Origin of the sequence: Enterococcus sp. MSG3290 (assembly GCF_050555565.1) — a bacterium.
GTDB classification, from domain to species: domain Bacteria; phylum Bacillota; class Bacilli; order Lactobacillales; family Enterococcaceae; genus Enterococcus_B; species Enterococcus_B faecium.
On record NZ_CP187862.1, the window covers coordinates 811,927 to 832,222 of the forward strand.

Genomic DNA, 20,296 nt, shown 5'->3' on the forward strand with positions numbered 1-20,296 from the left:
AGGAGCGAATGTATATGAAAGTCAAAAAAGCAGTTATTCCAGCAGCAGGATTAGGAACAAGATTTTTACCAGCAACAAAAGCTATGGCAAAGGAAATGTTGCCAATTGTTGATAAACCAACAATCCAGTTCATCGTTGAAGAAGCGTTGAAATCAGGAATCGAAGACATCTTGATCGTTACAGGAAAAGCTAAACGACCAATCGAAGATCACTTTGATTCAAATATTGAATTAGAAACAAACCTAAGTGAAAAAGGAAAGACCGAATTATTGAAATTAGTAGAAGAAACGACAGATGTCAACTTGCATTTCATCCGTCAATCTCATCCAAAGGGTTTAGGACATGCCGTTCTTCAAGCAAGAGCCTTTATTGGAAATGAACCATTTGTCGTTATGCTAGGCGATGATATCATGGAAGACGAAGTACCATTGACACAGCAATTAATCGATGATTACGAACGTACTCATGCTTCTACAATCGCCGTTATGCAAGTTCCTCATGATGAAACTTCAAAATACGGAATTATCAATCCAGGAGAAGTATTGGAAGATGGGTTATACAATGTCAAAAACTTTGTTGAAAAACCAGATCCAAGCAAAGCACCAAGTGATTTAGCTATTATTGGACGTTACTTATTGACTCCAGAAATTTTTGATGTATTGTCCGAGCAACAACCAGGAGCCGGAAATGAAATCCAACTAACTGACGCAATCGATACATTGAATAAAACACAACGCGTATTTGCCCGTAAATTCACAGGTAAACGTTACGATGTCGGTGACAAATTTGGTTTTATGAAAACAAGTATTGAATATGGTCTAACACATCCAGAAGTAGGTGCACCTTTACGTGAGTACATCCTGTCTTTAGGTAAAACATTAGAAGCAGAAGGAAGCAAGATCGATCATAATCCAAAAGGAATAACAGAAATCAAAGAAGAAAAGAAAAAATAACCCTTTTTTCTAACGAGCTTCAGCTGCTAATTGAATAAAAAGTAGTTGAAGCTCGTTTTTATTTGTTTAAAAAACACGAAAATGCTATCCTTATAGAAAAGAGAGACAAGAAGGGAGTTTGATCATGTCAGGAGGAGAAATTGCAGGATTGATCGCAGCAATCGCCTTTGCGATACTTGTCGTTTTTATCGTTCGTGTGTTGTTGCAAGTTTCTAAAACTTTAGAAAAAGTAGATCAGACTGTAGCAGAAGCAAATACGACGATCGAAATCGTCACAAAAGACGTAGATCTTTTGTCTAGACAAGTAGAAGGTTTGCTGGTCAAAAGTAATGAACTGCTCTTGGATATCAATGGAAAAGTCGCAACGATCGATCCATTGTTCACAGCAGTTGCTGATTTAAGTGAAAGTGTATCAGAACTTAATCATTCTAGTAAAAACATCGCGACGAAAGTCGGCGGAATCGGTAAAACGACAGCTAAAGCGACGGTTGCCGGAAAAGTCGGTGGGACAGCGATGAAATTTTTTAAAAACAAAAAACATACTGAAACGACAGGAGGAAAATAAAAATGGCTAAAAAAGGTGGATTTTTATTAGGTGCAGTAGTCGGAGGCACAGCCGCAGCAATCGCCGCGTTATTGTTAGCACCAAAATCTGGTAAAGAACTTCGGGATGAATTAGCTGCCCAAGCGGATGATTTGATGGATATGGCTTCAGATTACACAGATATGGCGAAAGAAAAATCGACTGAGTTAACAGGTATTGCAAAAGAAAAAGCGCAAGATCTTTCTCAACAAGCAGGTGATCTAGCAGGTAGTGTCAAACAAAAAGTAAGTGAATCAGCAGATGAAGCAGGAAGTGAATCTGACGATATCTTGTTAAATCTTAAAGAACAATCAGCTGATTTATCTAATCGTTTCAAAAAAACGGCAGAAGATATGAAAAAACCTGCAGATGAATTAGGAAGTATTGCTAAAGATACTTCAGAAGATATCATGATTGATGTAAAAGACGCTGCTGGTAAAGCAGGAGATACTGTCAATGAAGGAATGTCAGAAGCAAAACCAGTTGCAGATGACACAAAAGAAATGATGAAAATGGCAAAAGAAGATGCGAAAGAAGCTAAAAAAGAAATAAAAGATACAATGACAGATTCATCTACAAATCACTAAAATCACAAATTTATAGAATAAAAAGGTGGGAGCGGACTAGCTCTCACCTTTTTTACTCTTATTTTTCTAAAACAAGTAATTCTTTTGGTGTAGTCGTGAATGGCACACAGCCATCGCTTGTCACATATACACAGTCTTCGATACGTACCCCTACTTTTTCAGGAATATAGATTCCTGGTTCAAGAGAGAAGCACATCCCTTCTTCGATTACTAAGTCATTTCCTTCTACAAGGGAAGGGAATTCGTGGACGGTTGTTCCGATCCCATGACCTAAACGGTGATTGAAATATTCGCCGTAGCCATAGCTGTTGATCACGTTTCGTGCGATTTGATCAAGTTCACCTGCTGTCACACCTGGACGGACGGCTTCTTGTGCGGCAAGCTGTGCTTCAAGAGTGATGTTGTAGATTTTTTCTTGGAAGTCGGTTGGTTTTTGATAAGCAATTGTACGAGTAGCATCACTGCAATAGCCATTCCAAACAACGCCAAGATCGAATAACACAAGTTCATTCGGTGAAATCTTCGTGTTTCCTGGTGTACCATGAGGGCTTGCAGCATTTGCTCCTGCAAGGACTAATGTGTCGAAAGACATTTGTGAAACACCTTGTTTTTTCAATTGGTATTCGATTTCTGCAATGATCGCTTGTTCAGTCACGCCTTCTTTCACTGCTTTAAAGCCAATCTCAAATGCAACATCGGCCCATTTACCAGCTTCGATCAGTTTGTCTTTTTCCTCTAGAGTTTTGATCAGTTGTAGACGTTGGATGATGGAAGTTAGATCAGTGTAAGAATCCGTTCCCGTCAAGATATCAGAGATAGCATCGAAGCGCTCGACAGTCAAGGCGTTCTTTTCAATCCCTACATTGCCAGGCTGACCATAGCGAGCACGAAGTTCTTTTCCGATGATCTCCCAAGGGTTTTCGCTGTCTAAATAGCCACGGACATCATACGCCCAACTACTGTTTTGAGCATCTTCAACTTCCAAAGCAGGAGTGAAAAGGAAAGGATCTTGTTCAAGAGGGATAAAAAGAGCTAGTACACGCTCATGAGGATCACTTTCGTATCCGGAAAAGTAAGCGATGTGGCCAGGGTCGCTGATATAAGCCAATTCGACTTGGTGTTGTGCCATCCATTGACGTAGTTCATTGATTTTTACGTTATTCATTTGGCAACCTACTTTCTAAATTAATTTTGTATTCAATAATTGTACCACTGATTTATTAAAAGACCAACGTTCTAAAAACTGAAAAAAGTAAAAATTTTCATGAAAACAGAGATAAAACGGTTGCAATTCTTGAGATTATTTGATATTCTATTTTAGAAATGTAAGACGTATTTTCAGAAAACATATAAAATATGAATAGGAGAACACAAATGGAAAAGCAAACAATCACTATCTATGATGTAGCGAGAGAGGCAAATGTTTCGATGGCTACTGTTTCACGTGTCGTAAATGGCAATCCAAACGTCAAACCAGCAACAAGAAAAAAAGTCTTGGAAGTTATCGATCGCTTGGATTATCGTCCAAACGCAGTTGCGCGTGGCTTGGCAAGTAAGAAAACAACAACAGTTGGGGTAATCATCCCTGATGTCAGCAATATGTTCTTTGCTTCTTTAGCACGTGGTATCGATGATGTGGCAACAATGTACAAATACAATATTATCTTAGCAAATTCAGATGGTAACGACCAAAAAGAAGTCAATGTATTGAATAACTTACTGGCTAAGCAAGTGGACGGCGTGATCTTCATGGGTCACCATATCACAGACGAAATCCGTGGAGAATTTTCACGTTCAAAAACTCCTGTTGTATTAGCTGGCTCTATCGATCCAGATGAACAAGTAGGTAGCGTAAACATTGATTATGTATCAGCAACAAAAGATGCAGTAAACAAATTGGCAAAAAGCGGCAATAAAAAAATCGCTTTTGTCAGTGGTGCGTTGATCGATCCTATCAATGGACAAAATCGTCTGAAAGGCTATAAAGAAGCATTAAGCGAAAATAACCTGCCATATAGCGAAGGATTGATCTTTGAAGCACAATACAACTTCAAAGATGGTCTATCTCTAGTCGATCGGATCCATAATAGCGGTGCAACAGCTGTCTATGTTTCAGATGATGAATTAGCCATCGGTATTTTGGATGGTTTATTAGACCGTGGCGTGAAAGTACCGGAAGAATTCGAAATCATCACAAGTAACAATTCACTACTGACAGAAGTAGCTCGTCCTCGTTTAACAAGTATCACACAACCATTATACGATTTAGGGGCGGTATCTATGCGCCTATTGACGAAAATGATGAATAAAGAAGAAGTCGAAGAAAAAACGATTATCTTGCCTTATGGAATCGAAGAAAAAGGATCTACAAAATAATAAAAGGACAACCATTCAGAGGTTGTGTGCCTGCCGTTTAACTCTGCGTTACAAGGAGCAATTTCAAAAAACAGCATCTCATGTTTGATGAATATTGTGACTCGTGATTCGGAGTTGGCAGGAGAACACCGTCTATTCGGGAAAAGGGGTTATGACAAAATTTTGTTATAATCCTTTTTTTGTGTCTTAAAAAAGAGAGAAAGTGGTTGAAATTACATTTATCGTATATAAAACAATCCATGTATAGATGCTGCATTTTGTTCACCACCATCAAAAAAATAAGGGAATGTGACAATACTATTGTCACATTCCCTTATTACTGTGTATTCTATTAAATCAATCATCTTTCTCATCTGATTCTTTGGTTGCTTGATTCGCTCTTGCATAAGCTGAAGCGGTGTTCCAGTAATCTGTATAGTTTTCATCGGTACCGCCAACGCCAAACTTAAAGGCGCTTTTCTTCGGTCCATTTTTCGCCCATAGCGATTCAACTGTTTTTCCTGGTGTTTGGATGGATTTTTTATTGACAGTAACTTTTCCAGGTGTTTGACCAGTAAATCCAGATACTTTTTTCTTCATCACATCAGATGATAATTCGAATTTCTCATCAGTGCCAAAAATGTCAGGTTTTGCTTGGTAAGCTTGATTGATCAGATTGGCAAGATAATTAGCCGAACGTATCCTTGCTTTGCTGTCCATTCCAGTATTGTCATCGTGCCCTGCCCAGCTACTGATGGTAATAGACGGAGTAGAGACAATTAGCCATGAATCTCGGTATTCATTGGTAGAACCAGTTTTTCCGACCCAATCTGCTTTTCCTAGATTTCCGTTTAAGCTTGAGATGGCATCTTTGAATGGTGTAGTGATTTTTGCATTGATCACACTGCGCATCATATCATTCATGATCGATGCCGTTGCTTCCGAATAGATCCGGACAGAGTTGCTTTCGTGTTTATAAATTACATTTCCTGCGTTATCTGTGATGGAATCGATGATATAGCCTTCTTCATAGACCCCGCCGTTTGCTAAAGCCTGAAATCCGTTGGTCTGTTGAAGCGTCGTGACATCTACTGTACCTAAAGGAGCAGATTCAACGCCCCAATTGTCATTTGCCGGGTAGTTCATCTTTGCCAAGTAGTGCTCGTAAGCATATTGTTTCGATCCACCGGAATTCAACACATCTTGATATAAGTGATAAGCCGGGATATTGTTGGACCATTCTAGTGACTCACGGACGGTTTGGAAGGTGTTCGATCCTTCGTTAGTAGCATTGACGATTTTCTCGCCAGCATTTTCTCCTTCTTGCCAAGTTGTTGCATAATCTGATACACGGGATTCTGATCCGATAAGCCCCATGTCGATTGCAGGTCCGTAAACAAGAACTGGTTTGATTGATGAGCCAGCTTGACGTTCTGTATCGAAGGCATGGTTATTTTGATTCTGACTGTAATTCCGTCCGCCAACGAATCCGTAGATGCGGCCAGTTCTGTTATCCATCAATACATTTCCGGTTTCTACTTGACTGCCAGCACCATCATCTAACATGTATCCATAATTTTCAACGCCATTTTGCAATGCAGCATAGACATCTTTATCGATTGTCGAATGGATTGTATATCCTTTATTTTGGATCGTTTGCTGTGCCTTTTGATAATAAGCGTCACTGATCGATGAATCAGACATATCAGCGTTGTCTTTTTCAGCCAATTGTTGTGCAATGATTCTTGTTGCTTCATTCATCACAGTATAATACAAGAATTCTCTGTCAGTCTGTTCTGCGATTTGTTGTGGTAGAAAGTCTTTTGTAAGGTCATAGGCTTTTGCTTCTTCGTATTGTTCTTTCGTGATTTGGCCTTCACGATACATACTGAATAAAACAAAATCTTTTCTGGCAAGGCCGGCAGAAAGATCTTCTTTTAGCGCACCTGTGTTCGTGTATGGACTATACGTGATCGGGCTTTGGGGTAATCCAGCGATATAAGCAGCTTGCGGCAGAGTAACATCTTTTGCATCTACACCAAAGATTCCTCTTGCAGCTTCCTGGACTCCAGCAATGTTTTGTCCCTTATTATTACGACCAAATGGTGAGACATTCAAATACGTAGCAATGATCTCATCTTTTGAAAAGTATTTTTCTACTTGTGCAGAAAGAATGATCTCGTTTGCTTTACGTTTGAATGTTGTTTCATCTGTAAGGATCTGCTGTTTGACTAATTGCTGTGTCAAAGTTGATCCACCAGAAGAGCCAATACCAGTAGCTTCAGATACTAATGCTCGTAAAACAGCTTTAGGAACGTAACCTTGGTGTTTATCGAAGTATTCATCCTCTGTGCTGATAATTGCAGTTTTCAATAAAGGTGAAATTTTATCAGATGAAATAGTCGTGCGCATCAGATCTGTCTGGATTTTTGATATCTCTGTATTATCTGCATAAACAATCTTTGACGTTTCTGTAATGTTTCCTAGTTCTGTCTGCAGTGCTTTTTTAGTCGGCAATTGTGTGTCTTCGACGAGATAGGCAAAATAGCCAGCGCCTATTCCAATACCTAGAGCTGCGAACATCAAAAGAAGAACAGTAATAAAAACAGTCAATGATTGAAAAACTCTAAAAATAATCTTAGGAACAAACCATTTTTCTTTTTTTCTTCTATTCTGTTTTTTTCGAGTATTTTTGCGTGGCAAAAGGGTCACCTCAACTAATGGTTTTATTTCGCTAATTATAGCAAATAATAGAACAAAAAAACAGACAAGGCTGTTTTTGGCAGGAATTTCTTTTTTAAAGGAGTTAAAACGTGAGAAAATGATCTTTTTTATAAAAGAGTTCTTAAGCTTTTCTTTAGAGAAAATTTCAGTTACTATGGAGAACAGGGCAAAGAAAAATCAATCATTTTCTTTGTATATCATCTTACCAATATATAGGAATTGTTAGTAACAATTGCCTTTCAAGGAGGAATCCATCCATGTTATTAGGCTCACACGTCAGCATGAGCGGAAAGAAAATGCTGTTAGGAGCAGCAGAAGAAGCAGCCAGTTATGGATCTTCGACTTTTATGATCTATACAGGCGCCCCTCAAAACACTAGAAGAAAAGCCATCGAAGAGATGAATATTGATGCCGGAAAAGCGTACATGGCAGAAAACGGTCTAACAAATATCGTCGTTCATGCCCCTTATATCATTAATTTGGGGAATACGATCAAACCAGAAATGTTTCCTTTTGCCGTCCAATTTCTGAGAGAAGAGATTGTTCGTGCGGAAGCTTTAGGCGCTACTCAAATTACACTTCACCCAGGTGCTCATGTAGGGGCAGGAACAGAAGCCGGAATTGCTAGAATTATTGAAGGCTTGAATGAAGTTTTGACAAAAGAACAGACGGCACAAATCGCTTTGGAGACAATGGCAGGTAAAGGTACGGAAATCGGTCGAACATTTGAGGAATTAGCGCAAATCATCGATGGAGTAAAATTGAATGAAAAATTATCCGTTACTTTTGACACCTGTCATACGAATGATGCCGGTTATAATATTAAAGAAGACTTTTCAGGTGTAATGGAAGAGTTTGATAAGATCATCGGGTTAGATCGGCTTAAAGTACTCCATATCAATGATTCTAAAAATCCGCAAGGTTCGCATAAAGACCGGCACGCCAATATTGGTTTTGGAACAATCGGATTCGACACGCTGAATAAGATCGTCCATGATCCAATGTTTGACAATATTTCGAAAATCTTGGAAACTCCCTATGTCGGCAAAGATAAAAAGAAAGCTTACGCACCATATGGAAAAGAAATCGCCATGTTCAAAGCGCAAACATTTGATCCAGAAGTGTTTCCTGAGTTATTAGCAGAAGAAGTGATACTCTAAGATTTTCTATCTGACAGCAGCAAAAAAGGACCAGGCACATTGCCTTGTCCTTTTTTGTTTAAGAAACAAAGGAGTACTTTTTGCAGTCTTTTTCATCATGCATCTTCTCCCCCCTCTTTTTAAATTTAGACAAACAAGGTATACTGGTAGAAAAGTAAAAAAACGAAAAGTTTCACAAGCAAGTGGCAAAACGTGATTGGAAGGACGAAAAGATGCTGAACACTTTAAAACCCTTGATCAACCAACTAAAAAAGAAACATACATACTTTATTCTTGGCATAGCCCTATTATTTACAATTATTCGTTTGTATTTATATAGTAAAGCAATCTATGGAACAGACATGTCAGCAACCTATGATGACCAGCTGCTGATTCGCTATGCTCAAAATATTTTGGACGGTAAATGGCTAGGGGAGTATACGACTACAACACTTTCCAAAGGAATCTCCTACAGCTTATTTTTAGTACTTGCACATAAACTGCATCTTTCTTATGCAGTTTTATTCGGCATGTTCAGTATTTTTGCCAGTATATTGGTTGCACTCGCGTTTAAACCGATCGTGAAGAACAAGTATCTTCTTTTAAGTATCTATTTTTATTTTTTGTTTTCTCCGATTAGTTTTACACATGAATATTCCACTCGAACGTATCGTAATGCCCTCGTGATTCCGGCTGTTGAGATCATTATCGCTTGTTTACTAGCTATTTATTACCGCAAATACGGTTCTAGCAGAAAATTGCTGCCATGGTTTTTAGGGCTTTCTGTCGCTTTTCCTTTCTTTTGGTTCATTCGCGAAGATTCTATCTGGCTTCTTCCTTTTACTGTAGTAGCTTTGGGTATCAGTTTCGTCCAGATCTTGCTAGGGCAAGACTTTTCTTTCAAAGAAGTAAAGAAGTTAAAAAAACGACTCTTTCTTCTCTCGAAACGGGAATGGCTGAAACTTTCATTGTTTTTACTTCCTATAGTTGGCTTTTCCATCGTCTATCAGTGGATCGAATATAAAAATGAGACAACATACGGTATTGCAACCATCAATGACCGTTCCAGTGGAGAATTTGGACGTTTGATGAAACAACTGATCCGAATAGATGATGAAACGAACTTGAATAAAGAAAACAGTGAGATATGGGTCTCACATGCTGCACTAAATAAAGCATTAGCCGCATCTCCTACATTCCATACTGTTTCTACCCGTATTGACGAATTATATACGACTCACGCGTGGACCCAAGGTGGAAAAGTAAAAGAATTACCCGGAGATATCATCTTTTGGGCATTGCGAGATGTGGTAAGCGAATCTGGTTATTACCAAAACAATGCAAAAGAAACCAATGATTTTTGGAAAAAAGTCAACCAAGAATTAGAAGAAGCCTATCACAAGGGAACCATCAAAAAGAAAAAAGAGTTCTATCTGATGGGATCAGGTGATGGAAAGACGATGAGTGATCTGCCAATCGTATTCGATTTCCTTCAATCAGGATACGCTTATGCATGGCGATATAAAGATTTCCATCAAGGAGGAAATTATAGTTTCGGAACGCAAGAACAAGTCAAACAGGCTCAAGAATTATTAAACCTTCCGCTAATGGAGAATTGGATCGATAGTAATGAACCGAGAACACCTAATTTCCAATTAACAAAATCAGCAAAAGTCGCGAATGTCATCATAAAAATTTACCAAGTTCTGGCTATTCCCGTGCTGATTGCTTCAATAGCAGGGATATTACTTATGATACTAGGAACCGTATTTGCAAAAGCTGATCGTGCCTATTATAGTTCCTCTTTGATTGTGGTCACCGGATTAATACTGACACAATTGGTTTTTCTTTTCGGTGTCTCGTGGTTTTGTTCTTATGCGCCAGAAAAAAAGGATTATTTTTTAAGTGTTTACACTGGCGCAGGCGTGCCATTAACGCAATTCATCGTAGTAACAAGCATGCTAGTTTTCAGTAAATTAAATCTGAAAAAAGCTTTATCTTCTAAATAAAAAGACCCTTGGTAGCTAGATTTTTAACCTAACTATCAAGGGTCTTTGTGTGGAAAAATCAGTTTTTATTCGATTTCTTCTATCGTTTCCTGCAAACGTTGTTCATATTTTTTGTTTCCTTTATATAAATCACCAATCGTCCATGCCAACAGGAGAAGGACAAGAACAATGATTATATAAGCAATGTGATCAGCCAATGCTAGTTGAGCGGAAGTGGCTTGTTCACCAAAGAAACTTTCGATCTGTCCTGGTAATCCTCGTAAGTTCAAGTAAGTTAGACTAATCACAGAGAACCAGCCAAGAAGTTTTACGATGAATGAATTTTTAAATCGGCTACCCATCTCCGCTTGGCTGTTGGTCATCATCAGTAAAGGAATCATCGAAAACGGCAACGCAAAAGCCAGGAACACCTGGGATTCATTCATTAAGTTATTCAAAGCGGTATGTTCTTCGATCGTTCCTTTTGTACTTGTAAACAAAACACAAATCAATACAGGAATCACAGAAAGCAACCGTGTGACCAGTCTTCTTAGCCAAATCGGGATACGCATATGGATGAATCCTTCCATGATGACTTGACCGGTCAACGTACCAGTAATAGTAGAGTTCTGGCCAGAAGCAAGAAGTGCTACAGCAAATAAAGTGGACAAGATACCAGATTTTGCTACAGCAATCAAGATACCATTGCTCATAGCTGATGGATCAGATAAAGCTTCATACAGACCAAAAAAGGAAGGATCTTGGACAGAACCGGTTTTGAAGACAGCGACACCCATGATCAATAGCAGTGCATTGACTAGAAAAGCCATCGACAATTGGATATTAGAGTCCCAAGTAGAAAAACGTACAGCTTGTGCTACATCTTCTTCGTCTTGGTGATCGATCTTCCGAGTTTGAGAAACTGCTGAATGAAGATATAAGTTATGCGGCATGACTGTTGCACCAATAATCCCTAAAGCTCCAGTCAGCGGAGTTTCGCCGCCGATGACCGGTGAGTCTGAGAATGTATGACTGTTAGGGATAAAGCCAGCAAATAAACTGTGCCAATCTGGGTTAGACAAGCCAACTTGATAGACAAAAACGAATAAAATGACGAAAATTAAGCAGACAACCAGTGCTTCGATCTTACGAAACCCGACTTTTGTCAGTAGTAAGAGAACGAAAACATCTAATACAGTAATAAAGACGGCAATCACCAATGGAATATCAAAAAGTAAGTAGAGGGCGATTGCTGCACCAATGACTTCTGCGATGTCTGTTGCCATAATGGCTAATTCAGTCAAGATCCATAAAATGACACCCAATGTCTTACTTGTGCGTGCTCGGATTGCTTGGGCCAAATCCATTTGGGTCACGATTCCTAATTTTGCTGCCATATACTGTAAAAGCATAGCAATCAGACTAGACATCAAAATAACTGACATCAATAAATATTGGAAATTTTGTCCACCAGTGATCGAAGTGGACCAGTTACCTGGATCCATATAACCAACTGCTACTAATGCACCTGGTCCAGAGTAAGCAAGAAGCGTTTTAAAAAAACTTTTCCCCTTTGGTACATCAACTGTTCCATTTACTTCAGCTAAAGATAAACCATTTGTATGTTCAATAAGTCGATGCTTATGAAATTGTTTGTTGGATTGATTATTCAAGAAAAAACCACCTTTCCTATTTATCTACGATTACATTCTACACCTCAAAAAGAAAAAATTAAAGAAAAAGATTCGGTATGCCTAATTTATTTTCGTGGCGCGTCTTGCTGAATGACGAAAGAAATTTTGTTCTCCTCTAAAAAAACCACTATTTTTTGCATGAAACTAAAGAATACGCCTTTCTTTTTTCAATAAACTTTAGTAAAATAAGTCATTGAGAGCAATTCGGAAATAGAAAGGAGAGATTTATATGTTATCAACAGGTATTGTCGTACTTATTGCTATTATTGCTTTGCTAATCGGCGCAGTAGGTGGCTTTTTCCTAGCGCGTAAATATATGAAAGACTATTTAGAAAAAAATCCTCCCGTTAATGAGGACATGTTGCGATCAATGATGATGTCAATGGGGCAAAAACCATCTGAGAAGAAAATTCGCCAGATGATGCAGCAAATGAAGAACCAAGGGAAAAAATAGGTTCTGACCCAACGACTTTTTACGGGCTGATTTTTTCAGTCCGTTTTTTATTTCGTAATTTGTTAGACTATTCAGATTATTCAGCAAAAAGACAAGCACAGACAATCCTAGGCTCTTGATAAAGACAAAGGAGGAGTAAAATGTCGATTTTTAGAAAGTTAGGCTGGTTTTTTCGTCAGGAAAAGAAACATTATTTAATTGGGGTTTTCTCGCTATTCGCAGTGGCCTTGGTACAGTTAGTTCCTCCAAAAGTGATTGGGATCATCATTGATGAGATTGCCGATAAAAATTTATCAGTAAAGATCATTTTCGGGTGGATCTTCCTATTGATTATCGCTGCTTTTTTACAATATCTTTTTCGTTATATCTGGCGGACGAATATTTGGGGAAGTGCAGCTCGGTTGGAGAAAGAACTTCGGCAGCAGTTATTCAAACATTTTACAGAAATGGACAATCTCTTTTACCAAAAATATCGGACTGGGGATTTGATGGCTCATGCAACGAATGATTTGAATGCGATCCAGAATGTAGCAGGAGCTGGTATCTTGACCTTTGCAGATTCAGTGATTACGGGCGGAACAACGATCATTGCGATGATTTTGTTTATTGATTGGCGCTTAACACTGATTGCGCTGATTCCTCTGCCTTTGCTGGCCGTCACTTCGCGAGTGCTGGGGTCAAAACTCCATGATGCTTTTCGTGATTCGCAAGAAGCTTTTTCTAGTATCAATGATAAGACACAAGAAAGTATCACTGGGATCAAAGTCATTAAAACATTTGGACAAGAAAAAGAAGATCTAGCGGATTTTGAAGAAAAGATTGAAGATGCAATTATTAAAAACAAACGAGTCAATTTTTTAGACTCCTTATTTGATCCATTCATTACCTTGATTATCGGTCTGTCTTATGTTGCAACAATTATTTTAGGTGGAAAGTATGTCTTGGAAGGCACGATCTCGATCGGGCAGATGGTCTCATTTATTAGTTATATCGGTATGCTTGTTTGGCCGATGTTTGCGATTGGTCGATTGTTCAACGTATTGGAAAGAGGAAATGCTTCTTATGATCGCGTCAATGAACTTTTGCATGAAAAAACGCATATCGTGGAACAACTGGGTGCAGTGCAGACCCCGGCAAAAGGCGAGCTGAATGTAGCTATTTCCTCTTTTAATTATCCGAAAGAAGAATCACCAGCATTAGAACAAATCAAGTTTGCGATCCAAGAAGGAGAAACATTAGGTATTGTTGGGAAAACTGGTGCGGGAAAAACGACGATCATCAAATTACTGATGCGTGAATACGATGATTATCAAGGGAAAATTCAATTTGGCGGACGTTCGATCAAAGAATATTCATTGAATGCTTTATTAGGATCAATCGGCTATGTGCCTCAGGATCACTTCTTGTTTTCGATGACCATTCGAGATAATATCCGTTTTTCTAATCCAAAACTTTCAGAAGAAGAAGTAGAGCATGCGGCTTCTTTAGCATTTATCAACAATGAAATCAAGGAATTACCAAAAGGTTATGATACCTTAGTTGGAGAACGTGGAGTCTCTTTATCTGGCGGACAGAAACAAAGGATTTCGATTGCTCGAGCATTGATCAAAAATCCTGAATTATTAATATTAGATGATGCACTCTCTGCAGTAGATGCCAAAACAGAAGAAGCTATCTTGCATAATTTAAAAGAAATAAGAAAAGAGAAAACAACTATCATTTCAGCTCACCGTTTAAGTAGCGTGATGCATGCAAAAGAAATCATTGTTGTCGATCAAGGGAAAATCATTGAACGAGGAACCCATCATGAGCTGCTTGCACTAGGCGGCTGGTATGAACAAATGTGGGAGAAACAGCAATTAGAAGCGAAGATAGAAGGAGGCGAGGCCTGATGGATGAAAATTATCAATCGGAATGGACAAAATCGATTCCACTTAAAGAACAGAAAAAGATTATCACACGACTGATGAAGTTCGCCAAACCTTTTAGAAGAACGTTCATCGTTGCTATCTTATTTGCGTTTGCTCTGTCTGTGATCAATGTCCTATTGCCAAGGATCATCCAAACTTTTATGGATGATCATCTGGCTAAACAGTCGGCTACGACACAAGTTATTTTGTTTTTTGCTGGTATGTACTTATTTGGAGTCATAGTAAAAAGTATCATTTGGTTTTTCCAATGGTATTTGTATTCCATGGCTTCATTGAAGACCTATCAGTATATTAGGGTAAAATTATTTGAAAAGCTGCATACACTAGGTATGCGTTATTTTGATCAGACACCGGCAGGATCAACCGTTTCTCGAGTGACGAATGACACAGAAACGCTATTTGAATTTTGGTACGTCTTTTTGATGGTATTGACTGGGATCTTTGCAGTCGTTTCTTCATTCATTGCCATGTTTCAAATCAATGGAGAAATTGCCTTGTGGACTTTGGTGTTCTTGCCAATTTTAGGAATCGTCATCTGGTATTACCAGAAATTTAGTTCTCGTATTTACCGGAATATGCGAGAAAAATTAAGTCAGCTGAATACGAAATTGAATGAATCGATTTCCGGCATGCGTATTATCCAGCAGTTTCGCCAAGAAGCTCGTTTAGCTAAAGAATTTGAACAAGTGAACAATGAGTATTTAGACACGCGTTATGCGATGATCAAAACGAATTCGATTCTGTTAAGTCCAATCATCAATTTTCTATATGCATTGGCGATTGCGTTGGTGTTGACTTTGTTTGGGATCGATGCGTTGCATTCTCCCGTAGAAGTTGGACTGATCTATGCATTTACGACCTATGTCCAGGGATTTTTTAATCCAATGTCTCAAATGATGGACTTTTTGAGCATCTTCACAGATGGGATGGTTGCTGGTAGTCGTATCTTGAAGATTATGGATACAGAAGAATATGCACCACAACAAAACCCTGGAGCAGATCAAATGATTACTTCAGGTAAGATTGAGTTTCGCAATGTAAGCTTTTCTTATGATGGAGAGCACAATGTATTAAACAATATCTCTTTTGTTGCTAATCCGGGAGAGACCGTTGCATTAGTGGGACACACCGGAAGTGGGAAAAGCTCGATCATCAATGTGTTGATGCGGTTTTACGAATTTTATGAAGGTCAGATATTGATTGATGATCATGACATTCGAGAATATCCAATGGAAGAGTTACGTAAGAAAATGGGGCTGGTCTTGCAAGATGCTTTCTTGTTTTATGGGGATATCGCAGGAAATATTCGGATGATGAATCCAGCTATCACAGACGAACAGATACGCCATGCGGCTGAGTTTGTTCAAGCAAACAAATTCATCGATGAATTACCAAAAGGATATCACTCAAAAGTGATCGAACATGGTGCCAGCTATTCTAGTGGACAACGACAGCTGATCACTTTTGCGCGAACAATCGTGACTGATCCTAAAATTCTAGTATTGGATGAAGCAACAGCAAATATCGATACTGAAACAGAAGGATTGATCCAAGAAGGATTGGCGAAAATGCGACAAGGACGGACAACGATTGCGATTGCCCATCGGCTGTCAACGATTCGAGATGCAGAATTGATTTTAGTTTTAGACAAAGGTCATATAGTAGAACGCGGGAATCATGAAACACTTCTAGCGCAAAATGGTTTGTATGCAGATATGTACAAACTGCAAAGCAGTGGTATATAAAAGATGTTGTGACAGTAGCATTTTGACCTAAGCACTAGAGTGAAAATAAAACATAGCTTCCCATATTTTTCATCTGTGAGAGTTAGTGTCGTAGTTACCAGATTTAAAAAAGACGACGTCAGCTAGTCAGAAGTGCCTAATAGCCCCTAAGAAAGCGTTGACAAAATCGTTTGCTTTCGATAATATAAAGAAAACGATACAACTTGGATAGTGATTGCCTGATGCAAGCTAAACCTGATGAGTCTCCCATGGTTTCATGGACGGCTTTTTGGGTTTTTCTTTTTGTTTTGGATACAGCCCTATATATCATGGAAAGGAGCAAAACATGCTGATTGAGAAAGTACTGAATAACAACGTCGTAATAACAAGGGATGAAAGAGATCGGGAAATGATTGTGATGGGAAAAGGATTGGCATTCAAAAAGAAGGTGGGTGACCCGATTCTTGACTCATGCATCGACAAAAAATTTCAGTTGACAAATGACGGACTTTCACAACAGTTCCAAGAATTGGCACAAGCGATTCCTCTTGAGTACTTAGAAATTTCTTGTGAAATCATTGAATATACAAAAGAGGCTCTGCAAGTCCATTTAAATGATTCTGTGTATATTTCATTGACGGATCACTTGTATACAGCTATCGAACGTCAAAAAATGGGGATCTTTGTGCCAAATGTATTGCTGTATGATATCAAACAACTGTTTCCTAAAGAGTATGCCATTGGGAAAAAAACAGTGAAGAAAATCTCGGATAAATACCACATCAAGTTATCAGAAGACGAAGCCGGATTTATCGCATTGCATTTAGTCAATGCACAAGGCATTCAAAGCCAGCAAGACAATACCTACCTGTTTACCACAACAATACAGGATATTTTAAATATCGTCCGCTATTACTATAAGATTACATTTGATGAAGATTCAGTCCACTTTTTTCGATTCGTCACACACCTGCGTTTTTTTCTGACACGTGTCCTAGATGGAGCAAAATCAGAAGATGGAGAAGTTTCTGAAGAATTGTTCCAAGTTATTCAAAAAAAATATAAGGATACGTTTGGTTGCGTTGAGAAAATAGCAGACTTTTTAACCGGTGCTTTCGACTACCAGATGTCCACGGATGAAAAAATGTATTTAACGATCCATACTGCGCGTTTAGTGCATGAGAATCGTTGTAAATAAATAAAAAAGGAGGACAAATTAACAAGAACGTATGAAAATAAGGGTAGTGACATTCAGTTGGCTAAACCTTCCACTAATTAATTGGAGGGAATAGAAATGGGAAAATACCAGGAATTAGCAGAAAACATCGTAAAGAATATCGGAGGAAAAGAAAATATCCGTAGCTTGACACACTGTGTGACGCGACTTCGTTTCAAACTAAAGGAGGAAAATAAAGCAAAGGATGATGTTTTGAAAAAGATGGAAGGGATAGTCACCATCATGAAAAGCGGCGGGCAATATCAAGTTGTAATCGGGAATCATGTGCCAGATGTCTATGCAGAAGTACTGACAGTAGCCGGGATTTCCGATGAAGCAGAAGAAGAGGTTTCTTCAAGTAGTAATCTGTTCAATCGATTAATCGACATATTAAGTGGCTGTTTCCAGCCTTTTTTAGGTGCTTTGGCTGCAGCGGGAATGGTTAAAGGATTAAATGCTTTGTTCTTGTTTCTCAAATTTTATACTGAAGGATCGGGTACGTACATCATGCTGAATGGGATAGGGGATGCAATTTTTTATTTCATGCCAGTGATCTTAGGGTACACAGCAGCGAAAAAATTTCATCTGAATCCGATGGTGGGGCTCGTGATTGGTGCAGCACTTTGTTATCCGACTGTACAAGGAGCAGCACTACAAAGTGGTTTCCCTGATGGCAGTCCTGCGCCTTATAGCTTACTGGGTCTTCCGGCTTATGAAACATTTTTGGGTATCCCATGGGTGGGCAGCAGTTATACCAGTAGCGTCGTACCTGTTATCTTCATTATCGCATTTGCCGGACAAGTCCAAAAAATTGCCAAGAAATGGATTCCTGCAGTCGTCCAGACCTTTTTGGTTCCTTTTTCTGTGTTATTAATCGCACTTCCTGCTGGCTTTTTGATTATCGGTCCGATTGTCAGTATACTGACAGATCTATTAAGCACGGGATTCCAAGCATTGATGGACTTTTCTCCAGCTGTGTATGGTGCAGTTCTAGGGTTTCTTTGGCAAGTACTGGTGATTTTCGGACTTCATTGGAGTATTATCCCTCTTGCGATTATGCAGCTAGCGCAAAATGGGTGGAGTCAGATGTTAGTAGGCGTTTATGGCGCGAGTTTTGCACAGACAGCAGTGGTATTGGCGATGTATTTCAAGTTCAAGGATCAAAAAATGAAGGCGCTTTGCATGCCAGCTGTGATTTCAGGAATCTTCGGCGTAACAGAACCGGCCATTTATGGAATCACCTTACCGAAGAAGAAGCCATTTATTTACTCGATGATTGGTGGTGCTGTTTCAGGAATCTATTTGATGGCATCTGGAACAATCAGCTACACAATGGGCGGGTTAGGGATTTTTGGGGTGGTAAACTACATCACGGAAACAGACGCCAGTGGTATGTTTCAAGCGTTTATCGGCATTGCTATTGCTTCGGTAATCGGGTTTTCGCTGACTTTTTTCTTTTGGAAGGATGAAGCAGGTGAAACAGATGATATACAGAAAAAATCAGGTAAAGAAATTGTAAAAACACCGATACAAGGACAAATCGCTCCACTAAATGCAGCGAAGGATGCAGCTTTTGCTCAAGGAACATTAGGTCGAGGGATCCTGATCTACCCTGAAAAAGGAGAAGTACGTGCCCCTTTTGACGGAACAGTTATGACCCTGTTCCCGACGAAACATGCAATCGGAATGGTTTCTGAAACAGGGCTGGAATTGCTGATTCATGTCGGATTGGATACTGTGCAGTTGGAAGGGAAATATTTTGAAAGCTTAGTGCAGCAAGGAGAAAGAGTGAAACAAGGCGATCTGTTGCTACGCTTCGACAAAAAGAAAATCGAAAAGGAAGGATACAGTTTAGAAACACCTGTGATCGTCACCAATTACACGGATTATTTGGATATTTTGGAAAACCAAGGGGAGACGGTCGGGCCAGACGATGCACTTATCACCGCACTGACCTGAACGGTTAGGTGAAGAATGGACTAGGCTTAACTATTCTTTTTATTCCACTTCTTTATTTTCAAAATTGAAAGGCTCTTTCATGATGGCTGAGCTGATAGGGCGTTTATCGAATTTTTGTCCGACAGAAATTAGATGGACTAAATTCTGTTGATAATTTTCTGCAAAAACACAACTATATAACACGTCTAGAAGATAACAAATTGATGTATTGATCGTAAAATTACCAATTTTTGAATACAGTCGCTCGCGTGTCGTAAGTCGCAAAGCGGCTGTACTCATTGCAGATAGCGTTGAATCACCGATACTGGTCAAAGCTAAAATTGGAACATGATTTTGTTTCAATATTTCTGCGGTACGAAGAATCACTTTATTTTCACCCGTATAAGAAATCAGGATCCCGCACATATCGCTCGTGCAATTGTACGCTTCATAGAATGATTCACCAAAAGTGGTGACAATTGTGACATCCATTTTGATGCGCTTCATTTTCAGCATGAAATCTTGAGAAATCAAAGTATTCGAGTTACTGGCGAAGATCACGATTTTTTTTGCCTGGAGCAGTAAATACTTGGCTTTTTGCAGTTGGTCATGATGAATGAGAGAAAGTGTATCTTGAATCGTCATCTGTTCTAAAGAAGCCATTTTATTTGCGATCGTCATAATACCGTCTGTGGTGGAAAAAGGAAGATTCGCATCTACGTCTTGAAAATTCCCTTCAAGATAGGCTGTTTCAGCTAAAAAAGCATTACGAAAACTGACCCAGCCATCAAAACCCATTTTTTTTGCTACACGGATGAGTGTAGACGGGTGGACATAACATCGCTCAGCGATCTCTTGGATGGTCATTTCGCCAAGTGCTGGAGAATCGCTTAAGAGAAACTGGATCACTTCATTTTCTGAAGGAGAAAAGGAGATTTCTTTGATTTTTTCACGTAATAACATGTAGATACCTTCTTCTTATTTTTTTACGTAAATTATAACTTTTTTGA

The 20,296-nt window shown here is 39.0% G+C and carries 15 protein-coding genes; 11 read left to right on the top strand and 4 right to left on the bottom strand.

Annotated elements, in window-relative coordinates:
- The first annotated feature begins 14 nt into the window (after positions 1-14).
- The 3 genes from galU (at position 15) to IGL31_RS03805 (ending at position 2,123) form a co-directional block, all read left to right on the top strand.
- Entirely contained in the window at positions 15-953 is a 939-nt protein-coding gene (gene galU, locus IGL31_RS03795; RefSeq protein ID WP_002289574.1) for a UTP--glucose-1-phosphate uridylyltransferase GalU, read from the top strand.
- Between the two features lie 124 nt (positions 954-1,077).
- The gene (locus IGL31_RS03800; RefSeq protein WP_002289575.1) at positions 1,078-1,518 is read left to right on the top strand and encodes a DUF948 domain-containing protein; all 441 of its coding nucleotides are present in this window, start codon (positions 1,078-1,080) and stop codon (positions 1,516-1,518) included.
- 2 nt (positions 1,519-1,520) lie between these two features.
- Positions 1,521-2,123, top strand: a complete 603-nt coding sequence (locus tag IGL31_RS03805; protein ID WP_002294968.1) for a YtxH domain-containing protein — start codon at positions 1,521-1,523, stop codon at positions 2,121-2,123.
- A 58-nt stretch (positions 2,124-2,181) separates the two neighbouring features.
- Here IGL31_RS03805 and IGL31_RS03810 read toward each other — a convergent pair whose 3' ends face one another.
- Positions 2,182-3,288 (bottom strand): aminopeptidase P family protein, encoded by a 1,107-nt coding sequence (locus IGL31_RS03810; protein WP_002296134.1) that lies wholly within the window; start codon positions 3,286-3,288, stop codon positions 2,182-2,184.
- A 209-nt stretch (positions 3,289-3,497) separates the two neighbouring features.
- Between IGL31_RS03810 and ccpA the strand changes: the two genes are divergently transcribed.
- Positions 3,498-4,499, top strand: a complete 1,002-nt coding sequence (gene ccpA, locus IGL31_RS03815) for a catabolite control protein A (RefSeq protein WP_002291653.1) — start codon at positions 3,498-3,500, stop codon at positions 4,497-4,499.
- A gap of 336 nt (positions 4,500-4,835) precedes the next feature.
- Here ccpA and IGL31_RS03820 read toward each other — a convergent pair whose 3' ends face one another.
- The gene (locus tag IGL31_RS03820; RefSeq protein ID WP_002333732.1) at positions 4,836-7,181 is read right to left on the bottom strand and encodes a transglycosylase domain-containing protein; all 2,346 of its coding nucleotides are present in this window, start codon (positions 7,179-7,181) and stop codon (positions 4,836-4,838) included.
- 278 nt (positions 7,182-7,459) lie between these two features.
- Between IGL31_RS03820 and IGL31_RS03825 the strand changes: the two genes are divergently transcribed.
- Together IGL31_RS03825 and IGL31_RS03830 are read left to right on the top strand one after the other, a co-directional pair.
- Positions 7,460-8,362, top strand: a complete 903-nt coding sequence (locus IGL31_RS03825) for a deoxyribonuclease IV (protein WP_002300683.1) — start codon at positions 7,460-7,462, stop codon at positions 8,360-8,362.
- A gap of 212 nt (positions 8,363-8,574) precedes the next feature.
- Entirely contained in the window at positions 8,575-10,350 is a 1,776-nt protein-coding gene (locus IGL31_RS03830) for a hypothetical protein (protein ID WP_002294959.1), read from the top strand.
- A gap of 65 nt (positions 10,351-10,415) precedes the next feature.
- On the opposite strand, the gene IGL31_RS03835 is transcribed toward IGL31_RS03830, so the two are convergent.
- The gene (locus tag IGL31_RS03835) at positions 10,416-12,002 is read right to left on the bottom strand and encodes an Nramp family divalent metal transporter (protein ID WP_086299809.1); all 1,587 of its coding nucleotides are present in this window, start codon (positions 12,000-12,002) and stop codon (positions 10,416-10,418) included.
- A gap of 250 nt (positions 12,003-12,252) precedes the next feature.
- On the opposite strand from IGL31_RS03835, the gene IGL31_RS03840 reads away from it, so the two are divergent.
- From IGL31_RS03840 to IGL31_RS03860, 5 genes are all read left to right on the top strand, one after another.
- On the top strand, positions 12,253-12,477 hold the full coding sequence (locus IGL31_RS03840) for a YneF family protein (protein ID WP_002294955.1): 225 nt from the start codon (positions 12,253-12,255) through the stop codon (positions 12,475-12,477).
- A gap of 140 nt (positions 12,478-12,617) precedes the next feature.
- On the top strand, positions 12,618-14,369 hold the full coding sequence (locus tag IGL31_RS03845) for an ABC transporter ATP-binding protein (RefSeq protein ID WP_002304603.1): 1,752 nt from the start codon (positions 12,618-12,620) through the stop codon (positions 14,367-14,369).
- Complete coding sequence (locus tag IGL31_RS03850) at positions 14,369-16,153, top strand: ABC transporter ATP-binding protein (protein ID WP_002377427.1); 1,785 nt, start codon at positions 14,369-14,371, stop codon at positions 16,151-16,153. The genes IGL31_RS03845 and IGL31_RS03850 overlap by 1 nt, the downstream gene beginning before the upstream one ends.
- Positions 16,154-16,478: 325 nt before the next feature.
- Positions 16,479-17,330 (top strand): BglG family transcription antiterminator LicT, encoded by an 852-nt coding sequence (gene licT / locus IGL31_RS03855; protein ID WP_002327764.1) that lies wholly within the window; start codon positions 16,479-16,481, stop codon positions 17,328-17,330.
- 96 nt (positions 17,331-17,426) lie between these two features.
- Positions 17,427-19,307, top strand: a complete 1,881-nt coding sequence (locus IGL31_RS03860) for a beta-glucoside-specific PTS transporter subunit IIABC (protein WP_081156483.1) — start codon at positions 17,427-17,429, stop codon at positions 19,305-19,307.
- Positions 19,308-19,346: 39 nt separating this feature from the next.
- On the opposite strand, the gene IGL31_RS03865 is transcribed toward IGL31_RS03860, so the two are convergent.
- Entirely contained in the window at positions 19,347-20,249 is a 903-nt protein-coding gene (locus IGL31_RS03865) for a MurR/RpiR family transcriptional regulator (protein WP_002289172.1), read from the bottom strand.
- Between the last annotated feature and the right edge of the window lie 47 nt (positions 20,250-20,296).

What these genes read in the sequence shown, in the direction of transcription:
- IGL31_RS03805 (WP_002294968.1), top strand. Translation starts at nt 1,521, where the DNA reads ATGGCTAAAAAAGGTGGATTTTTATTAGGTGCAGTAGTCGGAGGCACA.
- IGL31_RS03840 (WP_002294955.1), top strand. Translation starts at nt 12,253, where the DNA reads ATGTTATCAACAGGTATTGTCGTACTTATTGCTATTATTGCTTTGCTA.
- licT (WP_002327764.1), top strand. Translation starts at nt 16,479, where the DNA reads ATGCTGATTGAGAAAGTACTGAATAACAACGTCGTAATAACAAGGGAT.
- IGL31_RS03860 (WP_081156483.1), top strand. Translation starts at nt 17,427, where the DNA reads ATGGGAAAATACCAGGAATTAGCAGAAAACATCGTAAAGAATATCGGA.
- IGL31_RS03845 (WP_002304603.1), top strand. Translation starts at nt 12,618, where the DNA reads ATGTCGATTTTTAGAAAGTTAGGCTGGTTTTTTCGTCAGGAAAAGAAA.
- IGL31_RS03830 (WP_002294959.1), top strand. Translation starts at nt 8,575, where the DNA reads ATGCTGAACACTTTAAAACCCTTGATCAACCAACTAAAAAAGAAACAT.
- IGL31_RS03800 (WP_002289575.1), top strand. Translation starts at nt 1,078, where the DNA reads ATGTCAGGAGGAGAAATTGCAGGATTGATCGCAGCAATCGCCTTTGCG.
- IGL31_RS03825 (WP_002300683.1), top strand. Translation starts at nt 7,460, where the DNA reads ATGTTATTAGGCTCACACGTCAGCATGAGCGGAAAGAAAATGCTGTTA.
- IGL31_RS03850 (WP_002377427.1), top strand. Translation starts at nt 14,369, where the DNA reads ATGGATGAAAATTATCAATCGGAATGGACAAAATCGATTCCACTTAAA.
- ccpA (WP_002291653.1), top strand. Translation starts at nt 3,498, where the DNA reads ATGGAAAAGCAAACAATCACTATCTATGATGTAGCGAGAGAGGCAAAT.
- IGL31_RS03865 (WP_002289172.1), bottom strand. Translation starts at nt 20,249, where the DNA reads ATGTTATTACGTGAAAAAATCAAAGAAATCTCCTTTTCTCCTTCAGAA.
- galU (WP_002289574.1), top strand. Translation starts at nt 15, where the DNA reads ATGAAAGTCAAAAAAGCAGTTATTCCAGCAGCAGGATTAGGAACAAGA.
- IGL31_RS03810 (WP_002296134.1), bottom strand. Translation starts at nt 3,288, where the DNA reads ATGAATAACGTAAAAATCAATGAACTACGTCAATGGATGGCACAACAC.